Annotated in this window: 14 protein-coding genes; 10 read left to right on the top strand and 4 right to left on the bottom strand. The window is 67.1% G+C overall.

The window, feature by feature from the left end; translation table 11 throughout:
• The first annotated feature begins 37 nt into the window (after window positions 1-37).
• Window positions 38-676, top strand: a complete 639-nt coding sequence (locus LUX31_RS19535; protein WP_235476068.1) for a hypothetical protein — start codon at window positions 38-40, stop codon at window positions 674-676.
• Between the two features lie 132 nt (window positions 677-808).
• Window positions 809-2,335: a hypothetical protein gene (locus tag LUX31_RS19530; RefSeq protein ID WP_235476067.1), complete on the top strand. Its 1,527-nt coding sequence runs from the start codon at window positions 809-811 to the stop codon at window positions 2,333-2,335.
• A 175-nt stretch (window positions 2,336-2,510) separates the two neighbouring features.
• Here the strand turns inward: LUX31_RS19530 and LUX31_RS19525 are convergent, their stop codons facing one another.
• Complete coding sequence (locus LUX31_RS19525; protein ID WP_443045979.1) at window positions 2,511-4,220, bottom strand: IS1634 family transposase; 1,710 nt, start codon at window positions 4,218-4,220, stop codon at window positions 2,511-2,513.
• 274 nt (window positions 4,221-4,494) lie between these two features.
• On the opposite strand from LUX31_RS19525, the gene LUX31_RS19520 reads away from it, so the two are divergent.
• Entirely contained in the window at window positions 4,495-5,241 is a 747-nt protein-coding gene (locus LUX31_RS19520; RefSeq protein WP_235476065.1) for a DNA-methyltransferase, read from the top strand.
• Between the two features lie 96 nt (window positions 5,242-5,337).
• Here the strand turns inward: LUX31_RS19520 and LUX31_RS19515 are convergent, their stop codons facing one another.
• A complete protein-coding gene (locus LUX31_RS19515; RefSeq protein ID WP_235476064.1) occupies window positions 5,338-6,264 on the bottom strand; it encodes a DUF5655 domain-containing protein in 927 nt (308 codons plus the stop codon).
• Between the two features lie 242 nt (window positions 6,265-6,506).
• Here LUX31_RS19515 and LUX31_RS19510 point away from each other — a divergent pair, with 242 nt between their 5' ends.
• The 7 genes from LUX31_RS19510 to LUX31_RS19480 all read left to right on the top strand — a co-directional run bounded on the left by LUX31_RS19510 (window position 6,507) and on the right by LUX31_RS19480 (window position 15,977).
• On the top strand, window positions 6,507-6,815 hold the full coding sequence (locus LUX31_RS19510; protein ID WP_030053558.1) for a transposase: 309 nt from the start codon (window positions 6,507-6,509) through the stop codon (window positions 6,813-6,815).
• Window positions 6,812-7,156, top strand: a complete 345-nt coding sequence (locus LUX31_RS19505) for an IS3 family transposase (protein ID WP_235476063.1) — start codon at window positions 6,812-6,814, stop codon at window positions 7,154-7,156. Before LUX31_RS19510 ends, LUX31_RS19505 begins: the two co-directional genes overlap by 4 nt.
• Window positions 7,157-7,160: 4 nt before the next feature.
• The gene (locus LUX31_RS19500; RefSeq protein WP_235476062.1) at window positions 7,161-7,733 is read left to right on the top strand and encodes an IS3 family transposase; all 573 of its coding nucleotides are present in this window, start codon (window positions 7,161-7,163) and stop codon (window positions 7,731-7,733) included.
• A 381-nt stretch (window positions 7,734-8,114) separates the two neighbouring features.
• Complete coding sequence (locus LUX31_RS19495; RefSeq protein ID WP_235476061.1) at window positions 8,115-8,675, top strand: hypothetical protein; 561 nt, start codon at window positions 8,115-8,117, stop codon at window positions 8,673-8,675.
• Between the two features lie 53 nt (window positions 8,676-8,728).
• Window positions 8,729-10,033, top strand: a complete 1,305-nt coding sequence (locus tag LUX31_RS19490; protein ID WP_235479981.1) for a restriction endonuclease-related protein — start codon at window positions 8,729-8,731, stop codon at window positions 10,031-10,033.
• On the top strand, window positions 10,024-13,290 hold the full coding sequence (locus LUX31_RS19485) for a hypothetical protein (RefSeq protein ID WP_235476060.1): 3,267 nt from the start codon (window positions 10,024-10,026) through the stop codon (window positions 13,288-13,290). Before LUX31_RS19490 ends, LUX31_RS19485 begins: the two co-directional genes overlap by 10 nt.
• Before the next feature lie 23 nt (window positions 13,291-13,313).
• Window positions 13,314-15,977, top strand: coding sequence for an RNaseH domain-containing protein (locus LUX31_RS19480; protein ID WP_235476059.1), 2,664 nt, complete (start codon window positions 13,314-13,316; stop codon window positions 15,975-15,977).
• Window positions 15,978-16,358: 381 nt separating this feature from the next.
• Here LUX31_RS19480 and LUX31_RS37700 read toward each other — a convergent pair whose 3' ends face one another.
• Window positions 16,359-16,430: a hypothetical protein gene (locus tag LUX31_RS37700; protein WP_328285733.1), complete on the bottom strand. Its 72-nt coding sequence runs from the start codon at window positions 16,428-16,430 to the stop codon at window positions 16,359-16,361.
• Between the two features lie 163 nt (window positions 16,431-16,593).
• On the bottom strand, window positions 16,594-18,888 hold the full coding sequence (locus tag LUX31_RS19470; protein WP_235476058.1) for a tetratricopeptide repeat protein: 2,295 nt from the start codon (window positions 18,886-18,888) through the stop codon (window positions 16,594-16,596).
• Window positions 18,889-18,914: the final 26 nt, after the last annotated feature.

Here is an 18,914-nt window from a genome sequence, read left to right as displayed (position 1 = left end):
AGCAGTCCAACAAAGGCCCCCTCTACGCTGGGTCCTTATGGTGGATATCAAGAGCGGCACACGGTTCAAGGCGCTGGTGGCCCAGACCACTGCAGTGCTGCTGACGCGCGGCCTTGAGGTCGAACCGGTGGCGGTCCGGGATGTGGTGGCGTACGTGGTCAACACGGCTGCCGAGAAGGTGGGGCTGGACCCCGAGGAGGCAGTCCACTTGGTCTCGCCGGAGGTGGTCGCTGACGCGATCGCGGCTGCGGCGGACGACTCCAACGAGGATGCTTCCGCTGTCCACGCCGTGCGCCCGGTCCGGCTGGATGCACGCACAGTGGAAGTGCCCACCATGGCTCTGGGACGCCTGGTGATGGCCGGGGCGCAGGCCGGAAAGTACGCGGCGGCCAACCGCGACAGCCGGTCGGCAGCTCACGTTATGGACCTGGTGACCGAACTTGGTTCCGCCACGGTGTCGGCGAGCGGCAGCGAATTGGTCGAGGTGCCGGTGGGAGTGCTGGACGAGCTTGCTGACCTCATCGAGCGTGTGCTCGGACGGGTCGACAGCGGCCACTGGAGCATCTGCCCTTGTGGGGTCCCCCACGAGCAAGAGGATCTCGATCGCCTGGTCCTCGTCGCTATGAGCCAAGACGTCGGCATCACCAGGGGCCTACGGGCCAAGGCGGATCAGTAGCTTCCACCGCAGGTTCATAGTGTATGCGTCACTCAAATGCATTGCAGCGCTTCTGAGTTGCAGTGATCCGCGAAGCGGGCTGTCGCGGCCAACCGACCAGAAGTCCGGGGCCGACCTGGCAAACTGCGCTCCATGGTCATGTCGCCGCCCAAGAACGCCGCTGACTTCCTTTTCGACGTCGCCGATGCCGTAGATGTGCCAGTAGTTGTACGCAGCGCTGGGGAGTTACGGCGTCCTCCCGAGAAGCAGTGGAAGGGGGCTGAGGCCTCATGGCCCGCCGTAGCCCAGTTGCCGACAGACGGTGACTATCTAGCCTCAACGACGTGGCGACAGATCCTGCACGCAGCCAAGGATGTCGGGCGAGATCTCGCTCCATGGCTTCGTAAGACGCCATGGCTGGCCGTGAACGAGTTCATCGCCCGGGTTGCGCCACTGCAGGCGTACCTGTGCATGAAGGACGTACCTGGGCCCCCCGCCGCTGCCGGCAGAAGACTTTTCGTCAGTGCGATCTACCAGCATGGGACCGAACGCAGTGCACACGCTGCCTTCGCCTACCACCTGGGGATGACTATGGCGCAGTGGGCGTGTGTCGGTATGTCAGGCATGGGAAACACGCGACACATCGAGGTCGGCGGCCCAGGGGACCACCCAGGCTTTCTGGACGCGAGTCAAAGTCTTCCGGACCTATGGGGCTCGCACCTCATGGAAAATCAGCCTTGGCTTATCGAGGCCAAGGCGAGACGCCACTTGGGGAAAACGGGCCTGATTGAGGGCATAGAGCAGCTGAACGGCGGCACCAAGCTCATGACCGTCCCCCATCGGCAGGTGCTCTGTGGCACGTCTCTGCCACGTCGGGACAGATGGGAGGACGACCATCTGTTCATGACTGTGGACAGCAGCGTGATCACGCCTCTATCGCCTGGGGCCGGAGGCGTGCTCTCACCACTTGGGCCGCCGCCGGACGGGGCCGAGGACCACATCGCCTCGGACACCGAGGCATTGCTGACCGTGGCTCGGTCCCAGCTAATGGCCTACCGGGCCATCGCCTTCGGAGCGGTAGAAGATCTCCGCCTCATCGCTGTCAGCCAGGCCCGCTCCGCGCGGCCCTTGCACCGCACCGGCATTCTCACTCCGTTGGAGCGCGACGAGCCGACACGGGAGATCCGACGCCGTCTGCGTTCCGAGTCGGTGTCCAGCGAGAGCGCGCTGCGATCACGCAAAGACGCCAGTGACTTCATCGCCGCCCGTCTACCTGGGACCGGCGTGCACCTGGGCATGTCCCGCAGGCTTTTCTCCGCGTGCGCCGCACTGCACCAAGCCCAGGCCGACATGCCGGTTACTGAGTCTCCATTTCCTCCGGACGTTCGTAGCCTGCGTCACCGCGCCGATGATGAAGAGAGAGAGGCGTATAGCCGTGCTGCCCGCAGCGCCTACTACGAGCAGGAGGAGGAACGTGGTCCACGTCTCCGTGCGGAGGTACGGCGCGGATTCGCGCGGGCAGACGCACAGGCTTGGGGCGACCTGCTGCACGGCCGGGAGGCACGGCTGGCACTGGAAGATCCCGAAGAAAGGGAGATTTTGGAGGGAACGACTGCTGAGACGTATCTCGCGATTGATGGCACTGAGCCTGTCCTGGCCACTGGTCGCGAGGGCGGATAGGTCGGCGAGCACGCGATCGTGGGGGTGCTGCCCCTCGCTGGCGTAGGAGCGGGGTGCTGAGCCCCGGGTTCGACGTAATTCGGTGACTTGGAGGATCGAATCTGGGCTCTGAACTGGGCGGACATGGGTGTGGCCGCCTGGAGGGCGTTTCTCTAGGCGGTGGCATTTCGGCTGGTCAGTGAGATGTGGCCTGGAGGTCGAGGACCTGCTTGGGGTGGGGGATGCCGAGCTTGGCGAGCAGGTCGGCCTGCGGCTTGGTCAGGCCGGTGACCTGCTGGAACGTGCCGGTGGGGCCGGTGAAGGTTCCGACGTGGAGGCGTTGGAGCTCGCGGCGGGCCTGGGGCCAGGTCGTGTCGGCCTGGGTCTCGATGATGCGGATGAGGAGGAGGGCGAGCCAGCACAGGACGACGTGGGCGCGGATGCGTTCTTCGAGTCGGTGGTAGACGGGCCGCAGGTCGATGATCTGCTTCATGTCGCGCCAGCCGCGCTCGACTTCGAGGAGTTGCTTGTAGCCCAGCGCGATGTCCTCGGCGCTCAGGTGGGGGTCTGAGCAGCGCAGGAGGTACTTGCCGTCGAGGTTCTCCTCCGCCTTGATCTTGGCGGTGTCGATGCGGAGCTTGCCCGCGGGGGTGGCGCGCAGGTAGCGGTTCAGTCCGGGCTTGCCGGCGATCTTTCCGCGTAGTTCGCCGCGCTTGAAGTCGCTGAGCTTGTCGGTGTCGGCGGTCAACTCGGCGAGTTGGGTGATGAGTTGCTCGCGCGTGTGCCGGTCGCGCTCGGCGGCCTCGGGGTTGTGGCAGATCACGAACCGGTCGGTGTCGCTGATCCGCACCTCCTTTACGCGCATGTTCTCGGCGATCTCGGTGTAGCGGCCCTGTCGGGACAGGGCAGCCCTGACCTCGGGGGATCCGGAGCGGAGCTTCTCGCCGATGATGTAGGCGTGGTTGCCGCTTCGCAGGTAGCGGCGGTTCTCGGCGCTGGAGAAGCCGCGGTCCGTCACCCATACGATCTTGCTGAGGGTCCAGTCCCGCATGTCGTCCTTGACCTGCCGGATCACCGTCTGGTCGGAGGCGTTGCCGGGCCAGCACCAGCAGCGGACCGGGATGCCGTCCCTCGTGACGGCCATGCCGATGACGATCTGCGGCAGGTCGTCGCGGGAGTCCTTGGACTTGCCGTAGGTGCGGAACCCGGCCTTGGCCGCGTTGTCCCCCGGCCCGTCGCCGAACGGTCGGCCGGCGTCATCGCGGGCGACGGGCTCGTCGGGCTCCTCCAGTTCGAAGTAGGTGCTGGTGGTGTCGAAGAACAGCAGGTCCACTTCCAGGTTCAGCAGGTTCGCGACCTCGTCGAAGACCTGCTTCTCCAGGTCGGCGGTCACCTCGTGGAGCCAGGCCATTGCCCGGTAGCAGGGTTGTTCGCCGATCTCGGCCAGCTGGTCGATGTGTGCGTCGTGGGTGATCCAGTCGGCGGCGGCCAGCTTGGACGACGGGGCCAGGGCCCGGTTGGCGACCAGGGCGAACAGCACACGCTCGGTGGCGGTCATGTCCCGGCGCCGGCCCCGCTTGGGCTGCCCGACCCGGCCCACGATCTGGTCGATCCTCAGCCGGTGCCACAGGCGGTCGAGCACGTAGGTGCCGCCGAACGGCACCGAGGAGACGAACTCCAGGTCGCAGGCAGCCGTCGCGGCCAGTGCGTCGCCCGGCTCCAGCAGCCTCGATAGAGACGCGACCAGGCGCTTGACCGCATCACGGTCGAGTTGGTCCTCGCGCCCGAAGGTGAACAGCACCTTCGGCACCGCCCGCCCCTTGGCCGGGTCCCACTCGTTGTGGGCCAGGTGCAGGTACCGGACCGTGCCGGACTTGTTCTCCCGCTTCGTCGTCTTCACGTACACGACTCCAGACCTTATGAGCCATGCCCAGGCCAGCGCAGGAGAATCACGAAAATCGCGTCTCTAGGCACTTCCGGGCCGTGGAACGACCGCCAACCCCGTGACCTGCACCTTCAGGCCCGCAGGACCTCCAGGGCCCCCGAATTACGTCGAACCCGGGGTTAGGCGCGGCCGGAAATCGCGGCTAACCTCCGGCGCAATCCCGCTCCGACCGCGTGCTGTTGACCGCCGTCCGGAGCGGGCCCATTCCCGTCGTGCCCTGAAAGAGGCCCCGCACATGAGCTACACGCTGCACCGAGGCGACGCCCTCACCGTGCTGAAAACCCTCCCGGACGAGAGCGTCAACGCCGTCATCACCGATCCCCCGTACAACTCCGGCGGACGCACCAGCTCGGACCGCACCGGCCGCACCGCCCGCGCCAAGTACGTCACGGCAGGATCGGCGCACGACCTGCAGAACTTCCCGGGCGAGAACCGCGACCAGCGGAGCTATCGAAGCTGGCTGACCGCACTGCTCACCGAGGCGTACCGGGCCGCGACCGAGCACTCCGTCGCCATGGTCTTCTCCGACTGGCGCCAGGAGCCCACCACGTCCGATGCCCTGCAGATGGCGGGCTGGACCTGGAGCGGAACGATCCCCTGGATCAAGCCCGCCAGCCGGCCCCGAAAGGGCGGGTTCAAGCAGTCGGCAGAGTTCATCGTCTGGGGCGTCAAGGGCAGCCTCGAAAAGGACCGGGACCTCTATCTGCCCGGCCACTTCATCGCCTCCCAGCCCCGCAAGGACCGCGTCCACATCACCCAGAAGCCGGTCGAGATCATGCAGCAGCTCGTGCAGATCTGCCCCGAAGGCGGCACCGTCCTCGATCCCTTCACAGGCAGCGGCTCCACAGGCGTAGCCGCCTTGCGCGAGGGCCGGCAGTTCGTGGGCGTCGAGCTCTCCGCGCATTACGCCGACGTCGCCGAGGCGAGGCTCCGCGCGGAGCTGACCCAGGACGACTTCGTCCTGGCAGGACCGGAGGCATGAGCGTGAGAGCGACCGGCCCAGGGCCGACGGACCGCAGACGGATGAGGGCGGCTGGTGCATCGAGAAACCGACGCACCAGCCGCCCTTCCTCTTGCGTCAGGCCGCCTCGAACGCCCGCCGAATCAGCGGCCCAGCCTTCTCCAGGTCGGCTGCCGAGACGATACGCACCTCCAGGTCGCCGGTCCCGAGGTGTCCGATACCGCGCATGTCGCGCGAGAAGCCCTCCTCCAACTCGACCGTGTCCGGGTCGACCCTGAGGTAGACCAGGATTGCCTCGTGCTTCGGACGGAAGACGACGGAGGCGACGTTCACCATCCGGCGGTAGGCGATGTAGTGCCGAAGCTGAGCCACCTCGACCTCGCCCCAGGCGGTGAGGGCCTCGTCCAACTCGGCATACAGGTCCTGCAGGCAAGCGGGAGCCGCACCCGGGGGCGCCTGAAACGAGCCGATGCCGGCACCGGCCGCCACCTCCCTCTGCCGATTCTGCTGCCGAGCCGGAGCGGGGCTGGGAGACCCAGAGGCGGACTCGACCAGCAGCAAGCTCAGCAGCCCGCCGTCGAAGACGCGGTAGCGCACCAGGTCGACCCGCTCGCGCAGGCGCTTTACCGCGACCCGGTCGTGGTGCGAGAAACTGGCCGCGATGCAGACCATCCGCGGGTTCCGCCAGTCGATCGACTCGGCGGCCTCGGAACCCAGCTTCTCCTTGACCAGCGCCTCGAACTCGTGACGTGCGGAGTCCAGCCACGACAGGTAGGAGACGGCTTGTGAGAGGACACCGCTGTCGGCGCCCTTCTTGTACTCGATCAGCGCAGGCGTGCCGTTCTCGTCCAGGCCGAGCGAGTCGACCCGGCCCCGGTGCCAAGGCCCAGTCGGGTACTCCGACGCGAGGAAACGGATGCCGAGCATGGCCTCCATGCTGGCCTCGATCCGGCGCTGTAGCTCGACCTCCAGAGCCATCGTCGAACCGCGTAGCTCGACGTCCCGGCCGTCGGCGTCGTGCCGGAACAGCTTCAGTTCGCTCACCAGCGGTTCCCCCTGTTGCGTCCGAGCCAACTACGGAACAATCCGTCAGAGCTTCGATCTATTCCTGGGGGCACGGAACCGCTGGCTGACCCTGTCAATGTCCCCGACAGGACGGCGGAGCCGATCTGTTCCTGATTCACCCGCTTGAGCAGCGTCTCGCGGGATCCGCTGCCTGAGGTTCCCCCGAGATGCGAGGAAAGGTGACAGCAGGTCAGATGGGTCTCATGAGAGGAGCCCAGACGATGCCTGCCCCGAGGAAGTACCCCCTGGAGTTGCGTGAGCGTGCGGTGCGGATGTACCGGACTGCCGAGCCGAAGCCCGTGATCCGCCGCATGGCCGAGGAACTCGGCGTGCATCACGAAGCCCTGCGGAACTGGATCCGGCAGGCCGAGGCCGATGCCGGCGAGCGGGATGACCTGCTCACCACCGAAGAGAAGAACGAGCTCGCCCAGCTGCGGCGCGAGGTGCGGGACCTGCGCCGTGCCAATGAGGTCCTGCGGACGGCCTCGGCTTTTTTCGCCGCGCAGCTCGACCCGACCCGGCCCAGGTGAGAGCGCTCCTCGACGAGCACCCGCACCTGGGGGTCGAGCCCGTACTGCGGGAACTGCACATCCCCTCCTCCACCTACTACCGCTGGCGCCAGGCCGAGAAGGACCCCTGCGAGCGAATCCGCCAGGACACCGAGCTGACCGGGCAGATCCGGCAGATCCACCAGGATTCCGGCGGGATCTACGGATCGCCCAGGATCCATGCCGTCCTGAAGCGCGAGGGCGTCCACGTCGGCCGCAAGCGGGTCGAGCGGCTCATGCGCCAGGCCGGCCTGGCCGGGATCAGCCCCCGCAGGAGCAAGGGCTTCACCCGCCGCGACCCCGGACGCCGATCTCGCCCCTGACCTGGTGCAACGCGACTTCACGGCACCCGCACCGAACCGGCTGTGGGTCACCGACCTGACCATGATCCCCACCCTGGAGGGGCCACTGTGGCTGTCGGCGATCCGCGATGCCTTCTCCCGCAGAGTCGTGGCCTGGGAGACCTCCGCCCACGCGGACGCCGACCTGGTCCTCACCTCGCTCGAGTACGCGCTGGCCAGCCGAGAGGTCGCCCCCGGCAAACTCGTCCACCATGCCGACCACGGCACGCAATACACATCCATCAAGCTCACAACACGCCTGGTCAGAGCAGGGATCCAGGCGTCCATGGGCTCGGTCGGCGACTCCTTCGACAATGCCCTGGCCGAGAACCTGTGGATGCTGGTCAAGACCGAGTGCATCCGCGGCCGCGTCTTCGCGACCAGGGCCGAGGCGAACCTCGCGCTCTTCGAGTACATCGACGGCTTCTACAACCCCCGCCGCATCCAGAAGCGTCTCGGCTACCTCAGCCCCGTCGAGTTCGAGGAGAAGCACTACGCCGACCAGGCAACGGCCGAACCAGTGAACCTGAAACCACGTCAACCCGCCCTGACCTGCTAGTCAGCCACTCCCGCACAGCGGGGGAACCTCAGCCCGAGGGCTGTCACTGGGCTGCCGTAGCCTGACTGGCATGCTGCTAAGCCGCCCCCGCGCGGCCCGAAAGGCGGCGCGGGGGCGGCTGATTTCGGCGTGGCTCTGGGGCGTAGGAACGTCGCCTGGGTGCTGCCAGCCACCCGGGTGGTCGCCAGACGATAACTCTGGATGTGATGCACCCTGCGGAAGAAGGCCGACGCGATGTGGGATGGTCTGAATAGCCGTCAGCGTAGCTACTTGCTCGCCTGCTTTCGTGAGGACCAGGAAGCGGAGCGCCGAGCCAGGGCGGCTCGGTCCACTTATCAGGACCCAGGGCCGGCCTCCGCGTGGCGCAAGTTGCCGTTCTCGATGAAAGCCGAGCTTCCGTTCGCGGAGTACACCACGATTCAGAGACGCCTTCGCGACGACGGCTGCCTCGACGCCGGAGCTGGAGCCACCCTGCACGCTCTCGCTCGCAGAGGGCTTCTGGAGATCACAGAAGATCGGATCGACGTTCCGGAGGTCGGTCTCGTTACCCGCGTCCTGGTGGAACTGACCCGTGCGGGCCGGGCATGTGCCCGTGTCGGACTAGGCATTGCCCCTGCGCCGCGCCGTCCCAAGTACATGTTGTCGGAGTGGCTGTGGGGCAACTTGGCCAGGGTCGCCGCCGCCGGTCAAGACGGGCTGCCGGAGGACGTGATGGGAGGCAAGGCCAAGTACTACCTCGGTACCGACTACCGCCCCAACGGTAAACCGAGTCGGGGTTACATCGATTGTTTCGCCGTTCGTACCGAGAAGGGGCGAGGGACGTTCGTCCGGGAGTACCGGTGGCGGATCACCGAGGCTGGAAGGCGGCACATCAACGCGTACCGCGCCGCCTATCAGACTGCTTATCCAAATGTCCAGGTCAACATCCCGGATTCGCTGTAACGGCCCCGATCGCCGCTCGATTGTCAGACCCCTGGTTTATGTTGCCAAGCGTGATGTTCACTTCCGTGACCGAGCCGATCAGTCATGACGTAGTCCGGCAGATGGTGATGCGGGCGGCGGCCATGTCCGCCGAGGCCTTCACGAACACCGAGCAGTCTCCCGAAGGCCGCCTGCGCACTCTGATGGAGGGCCACGGGGAGGTCCTCGCCGTCCGTGGACCCGGCCAGCCGCTTCCCTTTGACACCTTCCTGCAGATGCTGAGCGGCGAACTCGCCCTCCTCCTCCCCGATGGGGTGCCGCCGGAGGAGATGACTGGCGTCCACCTCATCAATGGTGACGGCCTGTTCGAAGAGGACCTGTTCGACTTGGACCATGAACAGAGGGAGGTCGCGCGAGCCGTCCGCAAGGCGACCAGGGATGGCCGGTCCACATCCCTCGCGGAACTCGAACAGGAGATGGATCAGGTCACTGTCTATGAGGGGTTACGGAAGCGAGGCACCCAAGAGGCGTACGTCAAGGGCCGTTCCGACCTTTCTCGTATGCCGGCCGGGACCGAGACGGAGGTGCGGCGGCTGAACCTCCCCAGCGTTGTCGGCCAGTTCTACCGGCCCATTAGCTTTGCCGCGCTCTACGAGCAGTGGTGGTTCGCCTGCCCCGTGTGCCGCTGGCCGATGAAGGTCACCCAACACCGTTCCCGCAAAACGGTCACTGGCAGGGTCCGCTGCTTCTACCGGCCACACGCGGAGCTGATGGGGGCCTCCTACACTTTCAAGATCCCCGGCGCCGGGAAGCCGCCGTCGCTGATCCCCGGCGCCCCGCCCCCGGCCCCTACCGGAGCGGCGTCCGTCCTCGCCCCAGACCTGCGAGGGCCCGTGCCGCAGCCGCTGCCAGCCGCCGGGTATCTCGCGCTGACGCGTGGACCGTGGCGTTACACCACCGTTCCTGGCCTCGTCGAGATCGCCCTGTACGGCGCGCTGCGCTCACGCGGTTTCGTCGCCGCCCCCGAGCCCTACATGAACCCCGTCGCCCTGGGCGTCGGGGCCGATTGTCCCGGCACGATCACCGTGTGGCCCTACCAGGATGCCTATGACCTGCACGTGGATGTGTGGCACCGCGACGACGAGACGGAGTCCTTCCTGCTCGACATCAAGGACTTCACCTCGGAGAAGCTGCTGGCGAAGAAGATCCAGGCTGACGGCGGCGATGCCGGTGGAGCGGAGTGGATTGTCGTCCCCGACCACCGCGAAGCCTCTCTTCCCCTGCTGCGCGGGGTGTGCGCGGAGTTCGGCCTGAACGTGGCCACCGCAGGTGACATGGGCGAGAAGATCTGCAGAAGGGCGGGAGTCCGATGGGCCTGACAAGCAAGCTCCGCAAGGACGACGCGGCGGTCTTCTGCGCGCTGGCGCTCGCCGCCCACTACTTCCCCGGTCCGCCTGACGAGCACGGGCAGCCCACCGCCAGGTTCAGGCACGCCGCATTCCTCCTGTCCGGCCAGTACGACAAGTGGTCGGCCTGGGCGAGCCTGCCGCACGACGAGAAGCAACGACTCGCGGACGTTCTCGTCAACGCCCCCGGTGAATTCGCCAGCGCGCCGGCCTTCACGCATGCAGCCCGTAAAAGACTGGCAACACCTCCTGCCGGGCAGGCCCCCCAGTTCGTTCCAGTCGGCGAACCGCCCGTGGCGGAAGCAGCCTCGCCCCGGGTCGGAGACGATCTCCTGGGCTATGTGGACCGCACCCTGAAACGGGTCCACAAGGATCACCCCCGTCCCAAACCTGCAACGCCCGCCGGGGCCGGGGTGTGGATGACACGCAAGCTCTACGCCGGAGGCATCGGGGAGATCCAGGGCCGCGCCCTTCTCCCCACGTTCGCGGGCACCTCCGAAACCGACCCGTGCCAGAGCCCACCACAGGTGAACACCGCCGCCCACACCCCGAACGTCGAGATCCCTACCAGCGGCCTACTCGACCTCGCCCGGCAGTTGGATCAGCGACTCAAGCCCGAAGGCCGACACCTGCACCAGGTCCTCAAGGCGCTCTTCGGCCAGCTCAACACCACGGACACCATCTCTCCGAAGGAGATGATCCGCCTCTGCGCCGGCGCGACCGAGGTCTTCAACGCCCCCACCGGTACCGGGAAGAGCGTTCTCGTCCGCGTCATGGCGTCGTGGTTCGCCATCAACAGGCGGACTCTCGCGATCGTCCTGCCCACCGTGGAGACGACGCTTGCGGCAGCCTGGGACATCAGCCAGGACCTCGCATACCTTGGCCGCCCCGAGACGTGCACACCCCTGATGTCACCGTACGGACTGCACGAGCGGGCCATGAAGGTCGCCTCCCGCATCGAGGGCTCGATCGCCGAGCAGCCGGCCAAGATCCGATGGAAGATCAGCCAGCTCTCCTACGGCTGCTCGCTGAACCGCTTCACCGAGTCCACGCACCCCTACCCGGCCGGCTCGGAATCCTGCATGAGCCTCTACCCGCTGCCCCCAGCCAAGGGAACCCGACGCTGCCCGTTCGTGCCGGTGTGCGGGAAGTACCAACAACACCACAACGCGTGCACCGCCTCTGTCGTGGTCACCAACCACCACAACTTCATGATGGGCCGGATGCCCATCGGCATCGACCTCGACGGTCGGCCCACCGACGGCCTGAGCGTGGCCGAGTTCCTGCTGCGCCGCTGCCATGCCACCCTCATCGACGAGATCGACCAGTTCCAGTCCACGGCCATCGGGAAGTGCTCCAGCGAGCTGGTCCTGGACTCCCGCCTCGACAAGAAGATCCCGCTCCAGCAGCTCCACGACGAGCTGGGCAAGCAGCCGCCCGCCACGGTCAAGGAACTCGTTCCACCTGTCACCTACGCCCGCTACCTCACCGAGTTCCTGTTGGCCGCCGTCTGCGAAGGCCAACTCCACCTGCGGCACTACGAAGGCGACGGTGGCCCCGTCGGTGACCGTGCGGGAATGAACAGCACCGGATGGCACATCTCCGGAGGCCGGGACCGCCGCCTGATCCACCTGCTGTTTCCCGAATCAGGCATCACCAACGAACACGAGATCCCGCAAGAACTGTTCGACAAGCTCAACGCGCTCAGACCGCCCAAGCCCGGCCAGGACCCGCTCGACGACCCTTTCAGCACCGTGGAACTGGAAGACCACTACCTGGAAGTCCGCGACGTCCTCGGTGACCTTCTTGGCCACCGCGGTACCGATCTGCTCACTCACGCCCAGCACCGCCTGGACGACATCCTCAGCGACATCGTCAAGAACGAGCACGACCGCGCTGAGGCCGTCGAACTGCTCATCGTCCGCACCTGGCTGTCCGAGCTGGACGACACCCTAAACGACCTCACAGGTAAGACGGCCCAACTTCGCTCCAGCGGTCTGGCATCGGCCCGCGCCCTCGCCGAACGCCTCGAACGAGGCATTGGAGCCAACATTCTCCCGTTCGGCATGCTCGGCCGCGCACTGTTCGGCTACCGCGTCACCGGCCTGGACGACCCGGCCAAGACCGGCGAGCTCACCTCCCAGAGCATCACCGGAGACCCGCACACCTACACCGCCCAGCTCGGCAGTATCGTCTCCCTCGCTCTTGCCGGCGTGGAGCGGCCCGTGATGGGCCTGTCAGCGACCGCGTACTTCCCGCAGGCCGTCCGCGAGCACATTCACAGCACCGTGAAGTGGTGGATGACCGACGCCGCGCCGGACAGCATCCGCGCGAAGAAGCACACCATCACCGACTCCCTCAACAACCCGATCCAGATCTCCGGGCTCCCCCAAAACCTCAAGGCCGCCGCCCTCAAAGCGCTCGGTGAGAACCTGTACGACACCCGCATCCACCCGGAGCTCGAACGCTTGGAGAAGGAAGACAAGGACCGCGCCCACGCCGCCGTGGTAGTCAACTCCTACCTGCACTGCCGCTACATCGCCCTGGGTATCTACAACTCCGGCAACTACACCGGCGGCCTGTGCGTCGCCGTCCCACCGGACAAGGAACGCCGCAGCGACCTGCCACCGCTACCCGCCGGCATCGTCGAACTGACACCCGAGGAGTTCGAGACCTTCCCCACCAAGGGAAAGATCCTCGTCGTGCCCATGGCACGCATCGCCCGCGGCCTGAACATCGTCATCGGCACCAAGTCAGCGATCACCCCCGTCTATTTGTGCACCCGCCCCCTGGCGCTCTTGAGCGATCCTCCGGAGATGTACGCCTCGGTCAACGCCGCCGGCCTCAACAGCCTGCCGAAGGTGCCCAGCGACGACCCCGTCACCGCTCTCACAGCCGCGCGCACCGAGGCGTGGAGACGCCTCAGCCTGATCATGCGCTCCGCGCCCGGCTTCGGGTCGACTCACAAGGTCCTGCAGGAGGAGATCGTCGCGGGCATGGTCGTGGACATGATCCAGCTCGCTGGACGAGCACGGCGCGGTGGAACTGACATGACACTGCACCTCGTGGACTACGCCTTCCACCGCGACTCGTGGCAGGCCGACCTCGCCAGCATCCTCAAGCGGATGCACGAGAATTGGGACGAGGACGAACGCCGCCGCATGAGGGACATTTACCGCGAAGCCCTCGCCGCCTTCCTTGCCTACGCCGGAATCGACCTTGCTGCATGACCTTCGAAGGAGAACCCGTCCCTATGTCCTCCCGCCCGCCCAAGGCGACCCAGCGTCTCGATCTCCTCGCCGTCCGGGTCACGCGCAGCCTCCTCTCGGACGCCTCCGTCCACGTCCGTGACTGCGGCCCGGCTGGCGTCAAGCTGTGGAACACCTTCGACAACGCCTACCGCCGACGGGCAGGGCGGGACGAGGTCCAGGCCCCACACTCCGTTGCGACGACGGCCCTTCGCGCCCTCACCGGCGGGTACGTCTGGCTCGACGCCAAGCGAGCCATCCTGGCCAGCCGGGACCCCATCGACGACGACACGGTCCGCGACGTCTTCACCCTGCTGTACGGACTGGCGACCGGCGAAGACATCGACGACATCGACCTGAACCAGCCCGTCAGTATCGCGGAGAAGTTCGCCTCCACCACCCAGGAACAGCGCGCACTGGCCGACTACCTGGGGTCTTCGCCGAGCAGGCAGCCAGACGCCCCCAACTGGGTGTATGAGACTGTCGCCTGGGACCTCGCCCGCCGGATCGCGGCCGAACCCTGGGCGATCGACGGCCTGTCCGTCCGGCTCCGCCCCGACACGGCGGGCGGCCTCGTCGCATGGGACGATCCGTGGCCGGACGAGAGCGGAACCCGGTTCGCCCTTCCACGGATCCGGCTGCGGATGAAGACCGAGCCCAATGTGAAGGACCCCCTGATCCTCGTCTCCGCCTCGGCGACCCGTATCAGCAGCTCCATGGACTTCGCCCGCACCGTCCTCGCCGAGCAAGACCGTGCAGACCGGCCGCTGGTCGAGGTCGAACTCGATGGACGGGGCCGCCTGCGCAACGTCAACAGGCTTGCCCTCCAAGCCCTCTCCCGGCTCGGCATGGGCCGCTCCGTTCTCCACGAGGTCGACCGGCAGATGCAGGCCGACAGGCTGGCCCGCCAGCAAGCCCAGGAGAATGGTGAGGAGAGGCCCGCTCCGCAGCCACTGGGCACAGTGCGGCCCATCATGTCCAAGAACTTCTACTTCCCCGTCGGCTCGGGTGTCGGCATGGATTACTACCGGGGGCTGTACGACCACGTCCAGAGCACCCTCGGTGACAACTGCCATCCGTTGTACGGCTTCTTCGAGGGCGGCAACTTCAAGCAGGCCAAGAAGGACGAAGTCCTCATGGAGCCGCTGGACGTCACCCGCTCCCTGGACGCCATGGGTCTCAAGCACCTGCGCATCGTGTGCCTGTGGGCGACCGACGAAATCCGTCAGCGGATGATCAACGCACTAGCCCGCGCCTACAGACTCGACCCCGTCGGCCTCAACCCCGCCGAAGGCAAGAGCGTCACGCTGCACGGCACCCAGGTCAGCGTCGTCTTCCACCACGTTCCCGAATTCCTCCAGCATGGCCCCGCGGCCGGCCGGTCTGCGCACACGGCCGACCTGCTCTCCTTGAAGACGGCTTCGGGGGAGATCGTCGGTGTGTGGGCGGAAACCGAGTACGGCGACGGGAAGAAGGGCTCCCCACAGAGGCCGAAGGACAGCGAAGACGCCAAGCACCAGACTCACCGCGTCCTGGCCAAAATGGACCTGGTCGTCCAGTACATCGACAGGGCTGTCCAGACCGGCATTGACAAGTCCACCGGCATGGACCACCAGAGCCTGTCCTGCCTCATGGACCTCTACCGCAATCTCGGGTTCATCGACCGGCGAATCTCCCGCGTTCTGACCAAGCCCATTGGCAAGCTCCCCGCGGACGGGGTAGCGCACTGCGGCGTTCACGTCCGCAGGCAGTCACGCCGCCCGGGCGAGAGGGACGCCCGGATCTCCGTCTCCGCGAGCGTCCTCAAGCCCCCCGCCGAGGAAGACGGTGCGTGGACGCTCCACGGATGGTCGTACACCGACCGCACCTGGAGGCCATATCACCTGGCCGAAGCCGCCTTCCATGCCGCCGACTACCCGGCAGGCAAGATGACGGAATTCATGGACAACTTCGCCGGCTACTCCAGCACCGCCAAAGTCATCGACCAGGCGCTGGAAGACCTTTCCGACTACCTGGGCGGCACCCCGTACACGGTCACGGTGGACGGCTTCGCCTGCCGACGGCTGTGGAAGGGCCTGAACAACAAGGCCCAGGGGCAGCCACCCGAGCCCAACACCACCTGGCTCCCGGGCTCCACGATCGCCCCCAAGTACCGGCCGGCCGCCGTGATTCGCCTCAACACCACCGATGAGGAGGTCCCGCGCCCGGTACAGGTGACCATCACCGACGAGAACGACAGCGAGGTCAAGACCAAGGAACGCACCACACAGGTCTTCCGGATCGACCCGGATCCGGATCTCGGCGAGCAGTGCACCTGGCTGCTGGTCAACACCACCCACCAGTTCGACGGAAACGGCGCCGGCAGGCAGGGCTCGAAGAAGACCCGCTATGGCGCACTGTCGTGGAACAAGGGCAAGAACGAGATCAAGGCGAACTACTACGCCATGACCGCCACCGAGATCTTCCCGATCGCTGTGAACACCGACCACCGCCGAGAACTGATGATGGTGGCCGCCAGGCTCTGCCACCAGGCCCTCGCCTGGAAGCACCGCACCCGCTACCCGATCCCCCTCCACGCGGCTCTCCAGATGGACAAGGACCACCCGCAATACCGACGCACCGTCACGCCCGAGGACCTCGACGGCGAGACGAACAGCGGGGCCGAGTAGCCCCGTCACCCCTTACACGTAGCCGCGGCCCCCACCACGCAGAGGAATGGCACCTGATGTCGCTCCATGTGACCCGGGTGGCGGGCCGCGTCCATGGCCTGGATTGCGGGAGGAGGGCGAGCGGGGGTGGGCCGTGCTCGGTGAGGCGGAACGCGAGCAGAGAGTGCACCGCAGGGTGTGACGACCGCGCCGAGCACGAGACCCAGAAGCCGCGCAACTTGGGCCTGCCGCCTGCCGCCTGCCGCCTGCCGCCTGCCTCTTGCCATGGCCGATGATTTCGCGTGCTCGGCTTTCGTGTGCCTTCACTGAGGAGCTGGATCCTGGGCCCCCGGACGAGGAGGCGGACGATCCTGACCATGGCTGTTCGTTCCGGCTGTAGTACTAGATCGGAAACTCCCCTCGCTGGACTGCGACTATGAATTCGAGCCACGCTCCAGCTCTGAAAACGATCATTGAGTCGTCAGGGTCTTTGGAGTCCCGGACAGGGGCCTGGCCCGGTGGGGGGGGGTAAGTATCTCCAGGCAGGCGTTCTCGTTGCCGCTGTAGCTGCTCTTACGCCAGACTCGGATGATCGTTTTGTTCAAGGCTGCGTGTCCTCGCCGGGTATCAGAATCGTTCATGTGCGCTCTTCGGTGGTGGCCAATTCGTACACCTCGCGGCAGCTGAGTGTGCCGGGATGTTCGGGGCCCAGTACGCGTGTGCTGGCCGCGAGGGTGTGGGCTACCAGATCCCGTGCCTGTCGGGGGTGCCCGGCGCCGATGAGGATGCGGGCGAGCCGGGTCTGGATGGCCAGGGTGTGGGGGTGCTCCGGCCCGAGGATACGTTCGCGGGCTTCGGCCACGGACCTGGCGATGTGTTCCGCCTCGGGCCAGTTGCCCTGGCGGAGGAGGATGCCGGCCAGGAGATCCTGGGCGTTCAGGGTTCGGGGGTGTTCTGGGCCGAGGACGTGTTCGCCGCCGGTGACAGTGGTACGGGCGAGGGTTTCGGCTTCGTCCAACTGGTCGTTCCTGGAGAGCACCCAGGCCAGGGCGATCCTGCTCTGGAGGGTGTGAGGGTGCTCGGCGCCCAGGGCGCGTTCGCTGAGCGCGAGGTTGGGACGGGCGAGGGCTTCGGCCTCCGCCCAGCGCCCCTGTTCGCCGATGGCGTCCGAGAGGCAGGCCCGGCTCTCCAGGGTATCGGGGTGCTCTGGCCCCAGGACTCGGTGGCGCCCGTCTGCCGCATGTCGCATGTGCTGCTCGTCCTCGGAGAATCTGCCGAGTCCGTAAAGTGCGAGGCCGAGGGCGTGGGCGCTGGCCAGGGTGTCGGGATGGTCGGCGCCGAGGAGGGTTTGGCGGGTGTCCAGGGTTTCCTGGTGGAGATCGGCGGCTTCGGCGAACCGGCCAACTCCGGTGAGAGTGCGGGCGAGTTCGTGTCGGTCGGCCAGCGCGTCGGGCGTCGCGTCGTCCCGTGTGGCGGCGGCAGCCGCTTCGCCCAGAGCATGGGCGGTGGCGTAGTCGCCGCGGGCGTAGCTTTGGAGGCGCAGCCCGCGGACGACGGCCAGCGCGGGCGCCAATGCCCGGCTGCTTGTGCTGGCGGAGCGCCGCAGCAGTGCCGTCGCGTGCGGAGCGAACAGGCGCAGGCTCTGGCTGTCGATGTACTGGTCGTCGCTCGTGGCCAGGAGCTGCGAGAGGAGTTCGGCTGCGGCGGTGAGCACGGTGTCGCGTTGGTCGAGCGGGATCCGGGCGGCGACGGTGTCGAGGAGCAGGGCATGAGCCTGCACGGTACGTACGGTGGGTCGGCCGGAATCTCCGGGAACGTCCTGGAGCGAGATGAGTGACTGGGACTTCAGCCCCCTGACGGCGGCGTTGGCCCGGCCTCCAGCCAGAGGAGGGTCCGCCTGCGCGAGGGCCGTGGCGTCCAGGCGGGACGGGGTGAGTAGGCCGACAGGCAGGGGATCGGGTGCGTAGCACGACAGCACCCGGAGCACCGTGGTTGCCTCGGGAAGGCCCTGCCGGTGCAGGGCGTCCAGCGACAGTTGCCAGGTGCTGCTGATCAAGCGGCGTAGATCGCGTTCGCCGGGCTCGGCGCCCAGGTCCAGGACGGTGCTCGGGTCGTGCCGCAGGCGCTGGAGGTAGTCGCGGACGGTTACCGGTTCCAGGACCTGCTGGCCCAGGTAGGTGCCGGCCAGCATCAAGGCGAGCGGGTGGCATCCCAGGCTGTGCGCAAGTTGCTCCAGCGCGGCCAGGTCCGTGTCGCCGACCTGGAAGTCCAGCAGCACATCGACGGCGTCCGATACGTCGAGTACGCCGAGGGGGTGCGATGCGGCGCCGTGCCACAGCGGAGCGGCGCCGTGCCGGGTGGTGACGAGTACGGTCCCGCGTGGGTTGGAGCGCAGCCACCCCGGTTCCTGGAAGATGGCGGGTTCGTCGGCGTTGTCGAGAACGAGGATCCAGCGTTCGTCCGAGCGGTCGAGGTAGTGCCAGACCAGGTCCGCCGCCGGGCGTCTTCCGACTCGGGCGGCGTCGACCTCGTCCTGGGAGGCGCCTCGGTCGGAGGCTACGGCGAGCATTCCGGCGCGGAACGAGGTGGTGCTGGAGGCATTCACCCACAACCCGGTGATCCCGTGGCCGCCGACCGCCTCGTCGAACACGGTCAGTGCCACGGCGGTCTTCCCGCAGCCGGGCATGCCGTGCACGATGTGGATGCCTTGTGGCTCGGGTTCGCTGCCCAGGACGGCGGCCAGGAGCGCGCGTCGGAGGTCTCGCCGGTCGCGGATCGGTGAGTGCATCCGGGCGGCCAGAGGTACGCGTACTGAGTCCGGCCCCGCCCTTTGCTGATCCCCCAGGGCGCCGAGGGTCGCGGCGATGTGGGTGTGGTACTCGGTGATGTGCTGGTCACGCTCGGCGCGGAACAGCCGACCGTGATCGCTCACGGCGGTGAGCGGCACTGACGCATCGG

Source organism: Streptomyces sp. GQFP, assembly GCF_021545335.1.
Classification (GTDB): domain Bacteria; phylum Actinomycetota; class Actinomycetes; order Streptomycetales; family Streptomycetaceae; genus Streptomyces.
The sequence above is the reverse complement of the archived record's forward strand: the minus strand, read 5'-3'. Positions and strand labels throughout refer to the sequence as shown.